The 15,630-nt window shown below is 55.5% G+C and carries 11 protein-coding genes and 3 pseudogenes; 6 read left to right on the top strand and 8 right to left on the bottom strand.

Translation table 11 applies throughout. From position 1 onward, the window contains the following. Nucleotides 1-79 precede the first annotated feature (79 nt). The 5 genes from N6V40_RS15715 to N6V40_RS15695 all read right to left on the bottom strand — a co-directional run bounded on the left by N6V40_RS15715 (nucleotide 80) and on the right by N6V40_RS15695 (nucleotide 6,397). On the bottom strand, nucleotides 80-721 hold the full coding sequence (locus tag N6V40_RS15715) for a Maf family protein (RefSeq protein ID WP_131090128.1): 642 nt from the start codon (nucleotides 719-721) through the stop codon (nucleotides 80-82). Further along, on the bottom strand, nucleotides 718-2,991 hold the full coding sequence (locus N6V40_RS15710) for an MMPL family transporter (RefSeq protein ID WP_262198189.1): 2,274 nt from the start codon (nucleotides 2,989-2,991) through the stop codon (nucleotides 718-720). Before N6V40_RS15710 ends, N6V40_RS15715 begins: the two co-directional genes overlap by 4 nt. 751 nt (nucleotides 2,992-3,742) lie before the next feature. Further along, nucleotides 3,743-4,219 carry a hypothetical protein gene (locus N6V40_RS15705; RefSeq protein WP_262198187.1) on the bottom strand — a complete coding sequence of 159 codons (477 nt, stop codon included), beginning with the start codon at nucleotides 4,217-4,219 and terminating at the stop codon, nucleotides 3,743-3,745. Nucleotides 4,220-4,223: 4 nt separating this feature from the next. Further along, complete coding sequence (locus tag N6V40_RS15700; RefSeq protein WP_131090126.1) at nucleotides 4,224-4,895, bottom strand: TetR/AcrR family transcriptional regulator; 672 nt, start codon at nucleotides 4,893-4,895, stop codon at nucleotides 4,224-4,226. Between the two features lie 122 nt (nucleotides 4,896-5,017). Next, the gene (locus tag N6V40_RS15695) at nucleotides 5,018-6,397 is read right to left on the bottom strand and encodes a dicarboxylate/amino acid:cation symporter (protein ID WP_131090125.1); all 1,380 of its coding nucleotides are present in this window, start codon (nucleotides 6,395-6,397) and stop codon (nucleotides 5,018-5,020) included. 322 nt (nucleotides 6,398-6,719) lie between these two features. On the opposite strand from N6V40_RS15695, the gene N6V40_RS15690 reads away from it, so the two are divergent. Then, nucleotides 6,720-7,109, top strand: a complete 390-nt coding sequence (locus N6V40_RS15690; RefSeq protein ID WP_131090124.1) for a VOC family protein — start codon at nucleotides 6,720-6,722, stop codon at nucleotides 7,107-7,109. Nucleotides 7,110-7,157: 48 nt separating this feature from the next. Here N6V40_RS15690 and N6V40_RS15685 read toward each other — a convergent pair. The 3 genes and pseudogenes from N6V40_RS15685 to N6V40_RS15675 all read right to left on the bottom strand — a co-directional run bounded on the left by N6V40_RS15685 (nucleotide 7,158) and on the right by N6V40_RS15675 (nucleotide 10,896). Then, a pseudogene (locus N6V40_RS15685) lies at nucleotides 7,158-8,824 on the bottom strand (DUF885 domain-containing protein). A 197-nt stretch (nucleotides 8,825-9,021) separates the two neighbouring features. Continuing rightward, a complete protein-coding gene (locus tag N6V40_RS15680) occupies nucleotides 9,022-9,243 on the bottom strand; it encodes an acyl-CoA carboxylase subunit epsilon (protein ID WP_165477360.1) in 222 nt (73 codons plus the stop codon). A gap of 43 nt (nucleotides 9,244-9,286) precedes the next feature. Further along, nucleotides 9,287-10,896 (bottom strand): annotated as a pseudogene (locus tag N6V40_RS15675) (acyl-CoA carboxylase subunit beta). A gap of 195 nt (nucleotides 10,897-11,091) precedes the next feature. On the opposite strand from N6V40_RS15675, the gene N6V40_RS15670 reads away from it, so the two are divergent. The 5 genes and pseudogenes from N6V40_RS15670 (at nucleotide 11,092) to N6V40_RS15650 (ending at nucleotide 15,629) form a co-directional block, all read left to right on the top strand. Further along, entirely contained in the window at nucleotides 11,092-11,949 is an 858-nt protein-coding gene (locus N6V40_RS15670) for an SDR family oxidoreductase (RefSeq protein WP_131090120.1), read from the top strand. A gap of 40 nt (nucleotides 11,950-11,989) precedes the next feature. Next, nucleotides 11,990-12,856, top strand: a complete 867-nt coding sequence (locus tag N6V40_RS15665) for a biotin--[acetyl-CoA-carboxylase] ligase (RefSeq protein WP_131090119.1) — start codon at nucleotides 11,990-11,992, stop codon at nucleotides 12,854-12,856. Between the two features lie 85 nt (nucleotides 12,857-12,941). Next, nucleotides 12,942-13,490 carry a hypothetical protein gene (locus N6V40_RS15660; RefSeq protein WP_262198183.1) on the top strand — a complete coding sequence of 183 codons (549 nt, stop codon included), beginning with the start codon at nucleotides 12,942-12,944 and terminating at the stop codon, nucleotides 13,488-13,490. After that, nucleotides 13,487-14,697: pseudogene (locus N6V40_RS15655) on the top strand (adenylate/guanylate cyclase domain-containing protein). Before N6V40_RS15660 ends, N6V40_RS15655 begins: the two are co-directional and overlap by 4 nt. Next, entirely contained in the window at nucleotides 14,697-15,629 is a 933-nt protein-coding gene (locus N6V40_RS15650) for a PP2C family protein-serine/threonine phosphatase (protein WP_131090116.1), read from the top strand. Before N6V40_RS15655 ends, N6V40_RS15650 begins: the two are co-directional and overlap by 1 nt. The last annotated feature ends 1 nt before the right edge of the window (nucleotide 15,630 follow it).

The raw sequence follows: 15,630 nt of genomic DNA, 5'->3' as shown, positions 1-15,630 counted from the left end.
GGTTTGAGCGCGCAGACAACTTTGGCCAGCAAAGAACTACGCGCCTAGGAGCAGTGCTCCTAGGCGCGTGATTCAGTGATTATTTCCAAAGATCTATGATGCTGATTCCGCCTTGAGTCAAAAGCTTGCGTAGAACAAATACGTCCACACCGACAACGTTCTGGAAGTTGCCCTCGATGGATTCGATAAAGGCTGCGGCCAGTCCGTCGATGGTGAAGGCTCCGGCGCAAGGTAGTGGCTCACCACTGGCCACGTAAGCCTGGATCTCCGCCTCTCTGACCGTGGAAAAATGCACGACCGTCGAGGAGACTTCTCCAGCAGATTTGCTTGGATCATTTGGATCAATCAGCCAATGACCAGAATGCAGAATTCCGGTGGAACCGCTTAGTTGCTGCCACCGTTCACGCGCAACCTGTTCAGTGTGCGGTTTGCCGTAGGCTACACCGTTCAGTTCAAAGACCGAGTCGCAGCCAAGCACCACGGTGCCTTGAGGATGCTGGCCAGCTGCGACATCTTCAGCTTTGGCCTTAGCCAGTAGCTGCGCTGTTTGCGCTGGACTCTGTTGACCGAACTGAGCGACTGCATTGGCTAAAACCGCATCTTCATCCACCTTCGAAACCTGAGTTTCAAATTGCAGACCAGCATCGCTAAGCACTTTCTTGCGTCCCCATGAAGCCGAGGCCAAAACCAGTTGCGCTGTTGATTTATTCAAATCGCTCATACCGAGACATTTTCCTTGGTGTAGTCCTGATCTCGCTCATCATCGTTGCCAGAGTCCTCGGACTCAAGCATCTGATTTAACTTAGATCCTTCCACATCAACATCGGGCAGGATCTTGTCCAGCCACTTTGGCAGGTACCAAGCCTTGTCGCCCAGCAAGTGCATCACTGCAGGAATCAAGGTCATGCGGATGATGAAGGCATCGAAGAGCACTCCGAATGCCAAGGCAAAGCCCAACGGGCGGAGCATGGCCAGATGCGAGAACATAAATCCGGCAAAGACGGAGATCATGATCAACGCTGCCGCGGTAACCACCGGAGCCGCCATCGAGAAGCCGGAACGAACTGCATCCTTGGCTGGCTCACCGTGCGCGTAGCGTTCACGCATGGCCGATACCAAGAACACTTGGTAGTCCATGGCCAAACCAAAGAGGATACCGGTGAGCAGAATCGGCAGGAAGCTGAGCAAGGGACCGGGGACATTGACGTCGAAGATCTTGGAGAACCAACCGAACTGGTAGACCAAGGTGCTCGCGCCAAAGGCCGCTGCCAAAGACAACAGGAAGCCGCCGGTTGCCAAGAGCGGAACCACCACGGAGCGGAAAACCAAGAGCAAGAGAATCAGCGACAGACCAACCACAATGCTCAGGTAAGGAACCAGTGCCGCGGTGACTTTTTCAGACACATCGATCTGAGCGGCCACCTGACCGGTCACCGCGATGCTTGCGCCGGTAGCGTCCGCAATCTTGGTGTGGTCAGCACGTAACTGGTGAACCAGCGCCTCGGTCTGTTCGGAGGAGGGGCCGCCGGTCGGAATGACCTGGATGGCTGCCAAACGGTGGTTATCGGTCATTGTGACCGGAATGGCTGCGACCACTCCGTCGTATTCACGGATCTTGTCAGCCACGTCCAACGACTTGGTCTGCGCATCCCGCTCGTTCAGGTTCTCCGGCAGATCAGCCAGGACCAGCAGGGGACCGTTGTAGCCGGCACCAAATTTATCGCTGGTCTGCTCGAAGGCTTGGAATGCCTGTGAGTCAGCCGGTTCAGCACTGCCATCTGGCAACGCGGTGCGCATCTGGGACGCAGGCAGGGCGATTGCCCCAAGGAGCACCACAACCAACAGCGTGACTGGAACGGCAAACTTGGTGACGGTGCGAACCCAACGTGCGGACAGCGGCTCCTTAATTTCTGGGTTCTTTACCATCGTCGCGGCCTTGTTGCGGGCACGCTTGGAAACCAGGCGGTGTCCGACCAAGGAGAGCAATGCGGGCAGCAAGGTGATGTTCAACAGTACCGAGCAGAACACGGTGAACGCCGCCGATAGACCCAGCACGGTCAAGAATGGCAAGCCCGGCACTGCCAACGCGGCCAGCGCGATGATCACGGTCAAACCGGCGAACACCACGGCGTTGCCACTGGTGCCAACCGAACGCGCGATGGATTCACCCACCTCCATGCCACCAAGTAACTGCGTGCGGTGACGGTGAATGATGAACAGTGCGTAGTCGATACCCACCGCGAGGCCCAGCATCAAAGCGAGGGCGGGAGTAATCGAGGCCATGTCAATCAGTGAGGAGAAGGCCATGGTGGTACCAACGCCGGCACCCACACCCAGTATTGCTAGTACCAGCGGGAGACCAGCGGCAACAAAGGTGCCCAGCATGACCAGCAGAACGATGGCCGCAATGACCACACCAATGATTTCCGAGGAGCCGAAGACCTCAGACATATCCTGCATGATGTCCTTGGAGAACAGCACCTCAACACCATTGGCCTGCGGGCCAGCGGCGATGGCTTTGATCTGTTCGCGGTCTGCCGGCGTTAATGCATCGGTCTGCACTTTGAAGCTGACCTGGGAGACGGCAGTGCTCTGATCTTCAGAGACAAAACGCATATCCGAATTGGCGCCAACCTGACGTGAAGCGAACTGCAGTTCGGCCTGGCCAGAGGCTAACTCTTTCTCGCCCTTTTCTACGTCTTTTTCGCCTTGTTCAAGCTCGGCAGTTTTTTCCTTAATGGTTTTTTCGCCGGTCTCAAGCTTTGCTTTGGCCGCGGCAAGCTGCGCCTTACCTTCGAGGAACTCGGCCTTCTTCTGGTCGAATTCTTGCTGACCAGCATTCAGCTTGGCCCAACCAGAATCTAGCTGTGCCTGCCCCTGATTCAGCTTGGCTTTGTTAGCTGCAATTTCAGACTTTGCCTTATCCAGCTCGGCCTTTGCGTCAGCCAGCTGAGACTTGGCTGCGGCGAGTTGGGGCTTATTGGCGTCCAATTCTTTACGGCCCGAGGTGATCTGCGCTTGGCCATCATCAAGTTTTTCTTTGCCGCATCAAGCTTGACTAAACCAGCTTCGCCCTGAGCAATCTGGTCCAACGCGGCATTGGCTTCTTCCTTGCCGGCTTGGGCTTGCTTGACCCCTGCTTGCGCGGTGGCCTTGCCCTCTTCAGCTTGCGCCAATCCGGCTTGGAGCTGAGTTAGTGTTTCGGTGTATTGAGCAACGGCTTGTTCATCCTCATCGCTCTTTGCTTGTTCTAGTGCCTTTTCGGTGGCCGAGATCTGCTCGTTGAGCTGTTTGATGGAGGCATCTGCCTGTTCAACACCGGCAGTGGCCTTGGCCAGTCCATCCTCCGCCTGCGAAAGGCCCGCCTGTGCTTTCTTCTTTCCTGTAGCTAATGAGGCTTCGAATTCGCTTCGTGAAGAGTTGCCTAGAAGCTTCTTTTCTCCGGCTTCATACTGCTGTTCACCGGTAGCCAGCTGCTTTTGTGCGGCGGCAAGTTTGTTTTCTCCCGCGGTGTACTGAGCCTGGCCAGCATCATAAGACTGCTTGCCCGCTTGGTACTTCGCTAGACCGTCGTTGTACTTGGCTTCACCGGCCGCAAGCTTGGACGCTCCGGAGTCGAGTTCGGCTTGTCCGGCATTCAGCTGCGCGCGACTGTCCGCCAGCTTTGTTTCGGCAGCGGTGATCTGAGGTTCGCCATCTTTGATCTTCTTTTCGCCGTCGAAGTACTGTGCCCATCCGGTTTTTAGTTCTTCGCGACCGTCTTCGAGCTGTACCTTGCCGTCAGCAATTTTCTTTTGGCGTCTTCTAGCTTCTTCTGACCATCAACGAGCTTCTTATTGTTTTTATCAAGTTCAGGCTGGGCATCATCAAGCTTCTTTTGAAGCTCAAAAGGGCTCATCGCGTCAGCAACCTGTGGGTGCAGTGAAAGCTGCTCCAAGGACTCGCCAATGGATTTCTGCTGAGAGGGGCTTAGCTGTTTGCCGGTGCTTTCGCGGAAGACGATCGAGCCAGAGCCGCCGGCCAGATCAGGAAGTTCTTCCTTCATCCGGTCCAGGGTTCGCTGGGTTTCAGTGCCGGGCAAGGTGAACGTGTTGGAGAGCTGTCCCATGAACAGACTGGCGCAGATTCCGATGAAAATGAACGTTGCTAACCACATGGAAATGACCCGGAAACGGTGCAGATGTGCCCACCGTGCCAGGCGGTAGAGGAATGATGCCATGAGCTTAGATGTCCTTCGAAGTGCTGATGCTGTTCATCGCAGGTGGTGCGAATCCTTGATCCAGTGTGTTCATTGCCTTGGTTACCAATGCGTGGAACTTAGCAATGAGCTCAGGAGTGATGTCCATGCTTGCGTTCACATTGGACGGGACGTGTTCCATCCATTCATCAAAGGCGGCTTGGCCAGCGCCCAAAACTGAATGGGTGAGAACACGCAGTGAAAAACTGTCTGCTTGCGGGTAGCGGGCGATGACTTTTGCAAAGAGATCATTGGTTGCCTTTTGCCATTCGCTGACATTGGCCGGCAGGCAACGGCTGTCTTCATCGGCTATGACAAAAGCGCCAAAGTAGGCCACCTGACCCAGAAGCTGAGCAACCTTGTCAGATTTTAGAGCCTGCATAATCGAGTCAAGCAGGGTGAAAGTCTCGGTCGGCTCACTCATGGTTTCCACCGTGACATCTAGTAGCTGATGCAGGGGATAGGAATAGACGGCGTCCACTGTTGGGAAGTAGTTGAACAGCGTGCGCCTGGAAATCCCAGCAGCGTCGGCGATGTCGTTCGCGGTCGGTGCAGTTGAGGATCCTTGATGGAGAAGCTGCGCAACAGCATCCACGATGGCCTGTTTAGTGGCACGTTTGTTTTGTTCTCGGCGAGTGCCGGCGCTCAGGGTAGTCACATAATTACACTACGTGCAAACTTGCACGCTGTGCAACTTCTTTTGGTTTAAAGAGATAGGTGATTAACGACAATGGCGTCCGAGCTCAATTGCTCGGACGCCTTCGCGCTAGTACTCAGAAGCTATTTGGCAGCTACTGGCTCTGCGTTTGTGTTGTTATCCGAAAAGGAATCCTCAGCAAATGGGTTGCCGTTACGCGCAGCGTTGTACATCTCAAGATCCAAGATGCCCTCACGTTTAGCCACAATCGTTGGGACCAAGGCTTGGCCAGCAACGTTCAGCGCGGTACGGCCCATGTCAATGATTGGGTCTACGGCCATAAGCAGGCCCACACCGGCAAGTGGCAATCCCAAAGTCGACAGGGTCAGGGTCAACATGACCACAGCGCCGGTAGTACCAGCGGTAGCAGCTGAGCCCAGCACCGAAACAATGGCAATCAAGATGTAGTCCGTGAAGCTCAGATCAATATTGAAGAACTGGGCGACAAATACCGATGCCACAGCTGGGTAAATCGAAGCGCAACCATCCATCTTGGTGGTTGCACCCAGTGGCACTGCGAAGGATGCGTAGCCCGAAGGTACACCGAGGTTTCGTTCGGTGACACGCTGGGTCAAAGGCAAGGTGCCGATTGACGAGCGGGAGACAAAGCCTAACTGCACGGCTGGCCACACACCAGAGAAGTACTGCTTGACGGATAGGCCATGGCTACGAACCAAAATTGGGTAGAACGCAAAGAGCACTAGGGCGAGGCCAACATAGATAGCTACGGTGAACTTACCCAGGGCACCAATGGTGTCCCAGCCGTAGGTAGCGACGGCGTTACCGATCAAGCCGACGGTGCCAATCGGGGCAACGCGGATGATCCACCATAAAACCTTCTGGATGATAGCCAGTGCCGAAGCGGAGAAAGTCAGGAATGGTTCGGCAGCTTTGCCAACCTTGAGTGCGGCAACACCCACGGCGATGGCAACAACGAGAATCTGCAGCACGTTGAAGCTGACCGAGGTGGTGGCTGCACCATCTGCAATAGTGGTGCTCGCTCCCAAGCCGAGGAAGTTCGATGGCACTAGACCGGTAAGGAAGCCGAGCCAATCGCCGGTTTTGCCTTCGTAGTCTGCTGGTGCGCTCTGGCCGGTGTTGGCGCCTGGCTGGAATACTACGCCCAGGAGCATGCCGATGGTTACAGAGACCAGTGCGGTAATTGCGAACCACAGTAGGGTCTGCCATGCCAAACGTGCGGCGTTGGTGACCTTGGAAAGGTTGGCGATAGACGCCACTACTGCGAAGAAGATCAGGGGGATTACTGCGGTGCGAAGCAAAGAAACGTAGCTTGAGCCAATGATCGAAAGGAATCGACCTAGCCCGTTTGGTTCCTCGGCGGTGCTACCGGTGTACTTTGCAATAAGACCCAGAACGAGACCGACAATCAGTGCTGCAATGATTTGCGGCCCGAAGCTGGTCATCCATTTAGGGAGTTTGGATGATGGCGCGGAGTTAGACATGTCTTTAAGGCTAGGGTGATCGCTAATCTCCGCCGCACTCAATAGTACGAGGTGTTACAAATAAGTGCTCATTGTGGGTATTGACATACTTTTCGCGGTCTCCAAGCGCTGAAATAAGGGAATTTTCGCCAATATTCCCTCGACTCTCTCACCGACAATTTCTGCGTGTTTGAGGCCGCGGGCACCTCAGCGCTTAGGTGTGAGTTGGATTAGTCAGTCAGTGTGTGGCATACGTCAGGCCTGCGCTCAGGCCTTGAGAAATGCTCACAGCATGGAAAGCTGAGAGTCACTGATATATGGAGCAAAGCTAAGGACTAAGGGAATGCGCGTATACATCACTAGCGTCTTTGTTGATGATCAAGAAAAAGCCAAAGAGTTCTACACAAACATTTTGGGTTTTAAGGTTAAGCATGATGTGCCAGTCGGCCCCTACAGTTGGCTGACCCTAGTCGCACCTGATCAGGAAAATGGGCCCGAGCTTCTGCTGGAGCCTGCGGCCCACAGGGCTGTTGGACCATATCGAGAAGCGCTCAAAGCTGATGGTGTCCCCATCACCTCGTTTGCCGTCGATGATGTTCAAGCCGAATATGAGCGCTTGAGCGACTTGGGTGTGCACTTCACGCAAGGCCCAACGGACGCAGGCACTGTCTTTGTCGCAACTTTCGATGATACTTGCGGAAATCTGATTCAGATATCCAGCTATCAGCCATAAAAGCTGGGCTCCGAATAATCATTCGGAGCCCTGGCTTTTTGGCAATACTTACTTAAGTAGCGCGCGCTTCAAGGTGTCCAGACCGACTGAGCCCAGCTGTAGAGCTGAGGTGTGGAAGGCCTTGAGAGAGAAGGAATCACCCTCGGTAGCGGCATATTCATCTCGGATCTGTTCCCATAGACGCTGGCCGATCTTGTATGACGGTGCTTGCCCGGGCCATCCGAGATAGCGGTTGTATTCAAAGTCGAGTTGGCCTTGAGACAGATCCAGATTCTTCTTCAAGAATTCGTAGCCGTTCTCTGCGTTCCAGATGCCTTGGCCCCACTGTGCTGGCACCGGCAAGCCAAGGTGAACTCCGATATCAAAAACAACGCGAGCTGCGCGCAAACGTTGCGCATCAAGCATGCCCATGTAATCGCCCGGATCGTCGAGGTAACCCAATTGATGCATCAGGCGCTCTGAGTAAAGAGCCCAACCTTCACCTTGGCCAGATACCCAGCACATCAACCGGCGCCAGCTATTAAGTGTGGCTGCCTGCATTTGTGCTGTTCCGATTTGCAGGTGATGTCCGGGGACACCTTCGTGGTACACGGTGGTTAGCTCGGCCCACGTGGTGAACTGGTCTTCGCCTGGCGGCACCGACCACCACATGCGACCGGGACGGCTGAAGTCTTCAGACGGTCCGGTGTAGTACACGCCGCCATCTTCAGTAGGCGCAATCATGCACTCAATACGGTCCATGGGAGCCGGAATGTCAAAGTGCTCTTTCGACAAGTCCGCAATAGCCTGGTCCGCTTTGCCCTGCATCCATTCACGCAGTGCGTCGGTACCACTGAGCTTTCGAGCTGGATCCTCATTGAGTACGCGCTTGGCTTCTTCAATGGTGGAACCTGGCTTGATCTGCTGCGCCACACGCTGCTGCTCGGCGATGATGGCGTCGAGTTCGGCCACGCCCCATGCGTAGGTCTCATCCAAGTCAACAGTGGCCCCAAGGAAACGACGCGACATCAGCGAGTAGTATTCACGACCCACCGCATCTTGTTCAGGGGCCTGAGCAAGTAATTCGCTCTCTAGGTATTCTGCCAACCGGCGATAGGCGTCCTTGGCAAGGCTGGCACCATTTGCCAGACGTTCCTCAAGACCAGCGTCAACTTTTTTCCTGAGGCGGCTAGCTGATCAAAGAAGCCGCCATCCTTGGCGTAATCGATGCACTGGGTGTTGACGATACGAACCTGCCGCTTGGCAGGAACCAGCGAGTTGGATGCCGAGTCCCGCAGTGAAGCAATGTAACCGTCAATTGCAGCCGGAAGATTTTCCAAACGCTGAGCGATGAAAGCAAAATCCTCAGCTGTTTCTTGAGGCATCAAGTCAAAGATGGAGCGGATCTCTTGTGCGGGGCTGGCGATATTGTTCAGTTCCGTGCGCCCGGAGAACAAGATTTCTAATTCCAAACTCAACCGCTCGGTCATCGCGTCGAGGGTGACCTCGTCGATGGCATCAGCGGCAGTTGAATTAGCCAGTGCACTTAAAGTGTCACGTAAAAGTCGAATTTGCCCAGTGGTGCCCAAGGGGGAGTAGTCACCATAGTCGGACTCGTGACCGGCTATACCTAGTGAAACGCCCCATTCAGGGGTGAGCTCAAGGCTCTGGGTGAAGAAGTCTTCAGCAATCTTGTCGATTGCTGAAGGCTCGCGGTGCGAGGAGGATGATGTCATGACGCTAACACTAGTTGATATGAAAGATTTGTTGAAGAGTTTTACATCTGCTTTTTGACTAAAATCATTGATTTCATCTGGGCAACGAAGACTGCGAACATGACTTCAATGTCCTCGAGACGCAAAAACTCAAGGCTTGATGCTCTGAGTAACAGAGCATCAAGCCTTGAGTGATGTTTAGTGCGTGCTGCCAGAAATTACCGGCGCCCGATGGTCCAACCCAAACGAGGAGTCAGCGCACGACGCTTGCGCATCCGCGTTACCCGCTTTTTCTCAGGAGCTGCCGTCTCACTCTGCTGAGCAGGAGCATTCCCTAGCGCGCACAGCAGTGCAGTGACCGCTGCTAATTCTTCTGCGGTGGGATTGCCCTTGGTCACACGGATCTGCGGAACTGCAGTATTCGCGGCGTCCTGTTCCATTGGCTTGCTCCTTGGTAGTGCTCGAATGTTTGACCGGTGACGCTTACAGCGGGATGTTGCCGTGCTTCTTTGGAGGCAAGACTGCATGCTTCTCGCGGAGCGCTCGCAGTCCTCGAACCAGCTGCACACGAGTATCACTTGGCGCGATAACAGCGTCAACGTAACCGAGTTCGGCAGCCTGGTACGGGTTGAGCAACTCAGCCTCGTAGTCATCAATGATGGCCTTGCGACGAGCTTCGACGTCGCCGCCTTCAGCTTCTACCGCTGCCAAATCGCGACGGTAAAGGATGTTTACCGCACCCTGGGCACCCATGACGCCAATCTGCGCGGTTGGCCAAGCCAAGTTGAGGTCAGCTCCGAGCTTCTTGGAGCCCATCACGATGTACGCTCCGCCGTAGGCTTTGCGGGTAATGACGGTCAGCTTTGGCACCGTGGCTTCGGCGTAAGCGTAAAGCAACTTGGCGCCGCGGCGAATGATGCCCTGGAATTCTTGATCCTTGCCCGGGAGGAAGCCTGGCACATCCACGAAGGTGAGGATTGGGATATTGAAGGCGTCGCAGTTGCGTACAAAGCGGGCGGCCTTTTCGGAGGCCGCAATATCCAAGGTGCCGGCAAACTGCATTGGCTGGTTAGCCACAATGCCTACGGTGCGACCTTCAATGCGGGCGTAACCGATCATCACGTTTGGTGCGTAGAGTGACTGCATCTCAAAGAAGTGTGCGTCATCCACGATGGACTCGATGATCTTACGCATGTCATAAGGCTGGTTTGCGGAGTCTGGGATCAAGGTATCAAGTCCGAGATCTTCCTCGGAGATTTCCAGATCTTCATCGAATTCTGCGATCAGTGCATCGGCAAGGTTTGAGGAAGGTAGGAAGTCCAGCAGTTCCTTGCAGAATTCCACAGCGTCTTCTTCATCGCTAGCCAAGTAGGTAGCGGTACCGGTGTTGGCGTTGTGCTGACGCGCGCCACCGAGAGTTTCCATGTCGATCTCTTCACCGGTGACGGTCTTGATCACGTCTGGACCGGTGATGAACATGTGGCTGGTCTTGTCGACCATGATCACGTAATCAGTCAAGGCAGGGAGTAGGCCGCACCGCCAGCTGAAGGGCCCATGATCAAGGAGATCTGAGGTACTACGCCGGAGGCGTGAACGTTATTGCGGAAGATATCAGCGAACATCGCCAACGAGGCAACGCCCTCCTGAATACGAGCGCCACCACCGTCGAGGATGCCCACAACTGGGCAACCGTTGCGCAGCGCAAATTCCTGAACCTTGACGATCTTCTCACCGTTGACCTGCGAGAGCGATCCGCCGTAAACGCTGAAGTCTTGGGAGTAGACGGCAACCAAACGACCGTCAACCGTGCCGTAGCCAGAAACCAGGCCGTCGCCTAGGGGCTTCTTCTTTTCCATTCCGAAGGCGGTGGAACGGTGAACGGCTAGAGCATCAAATTCGACAAAAGAGTCCTCGTCCATGAGCATCTCGATGCGTTCGCGGGCGGTATTCTTGCCACGGGAATGCTGCTTTTCGATAGCTGCCTGGCCGCTAGGTGCCTCGGAGAGTTTCTGGCGGCGGCGGAATTCAGCGAGTTTGCCGGCGGTGGTGGACAGGTCGATCGCTTCGTCTGCCTCGGTTCTGCCCTGCGTCATGCCTTCGACTCCCTCGAGTTGTCTTCAATGTGTAGGAATGACACAAGAAAAATGTCATCTAAGCCAGTCTAACTGGGGAAACGCGAGTTCTGATTGTAGGAATCTTACAAATTGGATAGATATCCAGTGCGTGGCACGCCAGAATAAGTTACTGCCCAGTAGCTTAGCGGAGAATCTTCGCGTAACCTAGATCACATGACTAATGAACCTCGAACTCAGATCGCCCCTGATGCGCAGAGCCTCAAGAATCGCACAATCTTGATGAGCGGCGGAAGCCGCGGTATCGGATTAGCCATAGCAAAAGCCGCCGGTGCACTCGGTGCCAACGTGGTGTTGCTGTCTAAAACCTCGGATCCACACCCCAGCCTCGAAGGCACCATCCACACCGCAGTACAAGAAATTAATCAGGCCGGCGGTAAAGGTCTAGCAGTGGTTGGCGATGTTCGTATCGACGCCGACGTACAACGAGCAGTTGATGAAGCCGTGGCAACATTTGGTGGAATCGACATCGTGGTGAATAACGCGTCAGCCATCAACCTCGCCAAAACTGACCAGGTAGATATGAAACGCTACGACCTGATGCAGGACATCAACGTCCGTGGAACCTTCTTGCTATCCAAAACCGCGCTTCCATACCTGCGTGCCTCAAAGCACGCACATATCCTCACACTCTCTCCACCGCTGAACCTTGACCCGCGGTGGGCCGGAGAACACCTGGCCTACACCATGGCCAAATACGGCATGTCGCTCACCACCCTAGGTCTGGCCGAGGAACTGAAGGGCGAAGGCGTGGGTGTGAACTCACTATGGCCTGAAACCCTGATTGATACCGCGGCCATTCGTAACCTGCCTGGTGGGCAAAAGATGATCCAGGGGGCGCGCGACGCACAAATTGTCGCCGATGCCGCGATGGCCATCTTGAGCAGCAACCCGCAAACATTGAGTGGAAACTTCTTCACCGATGGCCAGGTGCTGAAATCTGCCGGCGTTACCGATTTGGAGCAGTATTCACTAAAGCCCGAGGTGCCATTGGTGGAAGACATCTTCCTCTAAACTCGCGTTGACTCAGTTGGCGGTGTCTTAGGGTTTAGCTATGGATAATTCCTCTGACACCGCCCGCGCTGCTATTGATCCGAGTCGTCTAACTAAGCTCACCGATCAGTTGCAGCTAGGGCTTGTGCAGCTCAAGGCGGTCTCTGGTTCCACCAACACGGAGCTAGCGACCCTGGCATCTGCCGGCCAAGCCGGGCACCTCAGCGTTTACTTCACCGAACATCAGCAAGCAGGAAAAGGTCGACTGGGTCGTAGCTGGGTAACCCCGTTAGGCTCATCAATCACCGTCAGTGTGCTTGTGATTCCCGGTGCCAATGTGTCGACCGAGGCCTTGTCTTGGTACACAATGATCGCAGCCTTGGCGTGGAGTCGAGCCGCTGAACGGGTCGCTGAAGTTCCGGTAAGTATCAAGTGGCCCAATGACTTGCTTGCTGGAGAATTCAAAATCTGCGGCATCCTTGCTCAACTGGTTCCGGTGGCCAACGGTTACGGCGTAGTCATCGGTACCGGGATGAACGTGGATCAAGACCGAGAAGAATTGCCGGTACCCACAGCAACCTCGCTACGCCTAGCTAGCTCTGGTTCGATCGACCGCACCGGGCTATTGGCTGAGTACCTCAAGGAACTGGTCGGGTTGGATCGCAGCTTCCGTCAAGTTGCTGGATCCGTCCACGTGCCATTGCCTGGATTTGATGGTCAGTCACTTCACCAAATGGTCAGCGCCAAACTGGCAACCTTGGGGCATCTAGTACGCGTAGAATTCCCGGACGGTTCCACGATTGAAGCCACAGCGGTGCAGCTTGGCACAGATGGCGCACTGATTTTAGAAGACGCAGCAGGCAAGCGCCGAGAAGTACTGGCCGGGGACGTGCACCATGTGCGGCGCGCCGACGGAAAGTATGCCTAATAGGTGTTGGGCCTAGTACCGGGACTATTATTGAAGGTACTGACCGAAGCACTATGTCTGAAGGGGAGGGGCGAGGACCCATACGATGAAGTTGCCGCTACATGAACGGGAGCGAGTGGTCATCAAAACTCGCGAGCACTCCCGGGTATTGCGACAGCCGATCACCGCCTTCCTCATCCTCACCGCACTGTGCACTTTTGCCTTAGGCTACCTCTCACGTGAGGACCTCTCGGATTGGTTGGCTAACAATGCCAACGTCTGGATGATCGTGAGCGTAGTGCTGTGGGCGGCACTGGTGCTCATCTGGGTACTGCTTCCGTGGATTCGCTGGACGCGTAGCTTGGTGGTGCTAACCACCGAACGGATCATGTTCCGCTCCACCTACAGCCAAGGCAAACTGCAATCTGTAGGATTATTTACGGTTCGTGATCTTGTTGCCTACGCGAAGTCCAATAACGCGATGACACGAGCGGGCACCTTGGACATCGTGATGAATCAAGGATATGTTCGCATTTCCCACGTACCGGCCGTTGGGTACTTCCGCTCATTGGCCGTGGAAACGATGACCAACCTACGAAACAATCCAGGTGCGGCGCACACCGAAACGACGAAGAGTGAAGGCATGGGGGCATGAGCACCGAGCACACCAATCCACCCCGGCCGGATTCTCCGCAGTCCGCCGCACAGGCCGCCCGCGAAGCCCGTCAACACCCTGTCGTTGAAGCCCCGGGCGAGTCAGATCCGATTCTGGAGCTGGCCCAAGCCATGGAAGGCCCGCTGCGCATTCCGGCCCACACCCCAGATGCGGTGCGCGACAACGTCGCCTCCCTGGAGAACCGTCTTATTGGTGGCCAACGCGAATTCCGCCGCCGCGAAGTAGCTGCTGAAGCCGGAATTTCGTTGCACTCGGCGCGCAAACTCTGGCGCGCCATCGGATTCCCTGAACTCAGTGATGATGAAGTCTTCTTCACCAAAGCGGACAAAGCTGCACTGGGCACCATGGTGGACATGGTGCGCGAAGGAAAACTCACCGAAGAGACCGCCATTTCGCTGATGCGTTCGGTGGGGCAGATGACCGACCGCATGGTGGTGTGGCAGATCGAAGCCTTGGTGGAAGACATGATCGCAAACCAAAATATGTCTGACCGCCAAGCCCGCCGTCAGCTCTTTGGCATGCTTCCAGACATCATCCCTGCCATTGAAGACTTACTGCTTTATTCGTGGCGCCGCCAGCTGAACTCTGCGGTGCACCGCATGGCCTTGCGTGTGGAAACCGGTGTGGCTGCTTACAAACAAGACACCACCGACGCTGACGGAGGCACCCCGTTGCCGCTTGCTCGTGCCGTCGGTTTTGCTGACTTGGTTTCCTATACCTCCCTGTCGCGACGGATGAACGAACGCACGCTGGCACAGTTGGTCCAACGCTTTGAAGCCAAATGTGCGGAGGTTATCTCTGTGGGTGGTGGACGTTTGGTCAAGACCATCGGTGATGAAGTGCTCTATGTGGCCGAAACTCCGCAGGCAGGCGCCCTTATCGCGCTCTCGCTGTCTCGCGAACTAGCCAAGGACGAACTGTTCCCACAAACGCGTGGAGCGGTCGTCTGGGGTCGTGTGCTTTCGCGACTTGGCGATATTTACGGTCCCACCGTCAACATGGCCGCGCGACTAACCTCTCTAGCTGAGCCAGGAGCGGTACTCACCGACGCGATCACCGCCAATACTTTGCGCAACGACGCTCGCTTTGTGCTCACTGCCCAAGAAATTACCGCGGTGCGTGGCTTCGGTGACATTCAACCTTATGAACTCTCGCCTGGCGAGGAGCCGGACTGGTGATTGACTGATGAACGCCGAACCAAATGCAGTTCCATTTACGCTTGCTGCTGCCGGGCTGACCGATGTGGGCCGCAAACGTGCCGAAAACCAGGACCGGATCCTGCTGCATGACATCGTATATGCGGTAGCTGACGGCATGGGTGGGCACGAAGCCGGGGAAGTTGCTAGCCAGCTTGCGGTGGAAACCATGCAAGAAATTTGCACCTTCGCCAATAAGACATCGGTACGCAAACTTCCCACCGTGGCCGAGGTGCAGCGTCAGGTGCAACTGGCCGATGACCGAATCCGTGAAGCTCTGGAAGCTCGCGGCGGAACCACGCTCTGCGCGCTGGTTCAGATTAAGGCCCCAGACCAGGGCCGAGATAATGTCACCGCACCGGTTGCGGCCGTGCCACCATGGACTTCAAGTTTTTCCATGAACATCAATACCGACGTGATTTCAAAGATTACTCCGGAGCTACTAAAAAACCACCGCACCAATTCGACCCCGAGCACCGCACCATTGACGGTACTCAGCGAAGACATCCCAAACCTCTTGCTGGTCAACGTGGGGGACTCGCGTGGCTACCGGTTGCGCGACGGAGCATTGCAGCAGCTCACCCGTGACCACTCGGCCGTCCAAGAGATGGTTGATGCTGGGCAGATCACCGAACTTGAAGCGCGCAACCACCCGCATCGCAACCTCATCACTCGCGCCCTGGGCGCCGGAGCGGAAAGCCAGCCGGATGTCACCGTGTTGCAACCGCGCATCGGGGATCGCTATTTGTTGTGCAGTGATGGACTTTCCGGCGAACTGACCGAAGACATCTTGCAGACCATTCTGGTGAACTTCAAGGACCGTGCTGAAGCAGCCAAGGTCTTGACCGGGGCAGCGCTTGAAGCTGGTGGACGAGACAATATCGCAGTCATCGTCATTGATGTGTTGGCGGCCGAAAACTAAC

Origin of the sequence: Glutamicibacter sp. M10 (assembly GCF_025452055.1) — a bacterium.
GTDB lineage: Bacteria > Actinomycetota > Actinomycetes > Actinomycetales > Micrococcaceae > Glutamicibacter.
The sequence above is the reverse complement of the archived record's forward strand: the minus strand, read 5'-3'. Positions and strand labels throughout refer to the sequence as shown.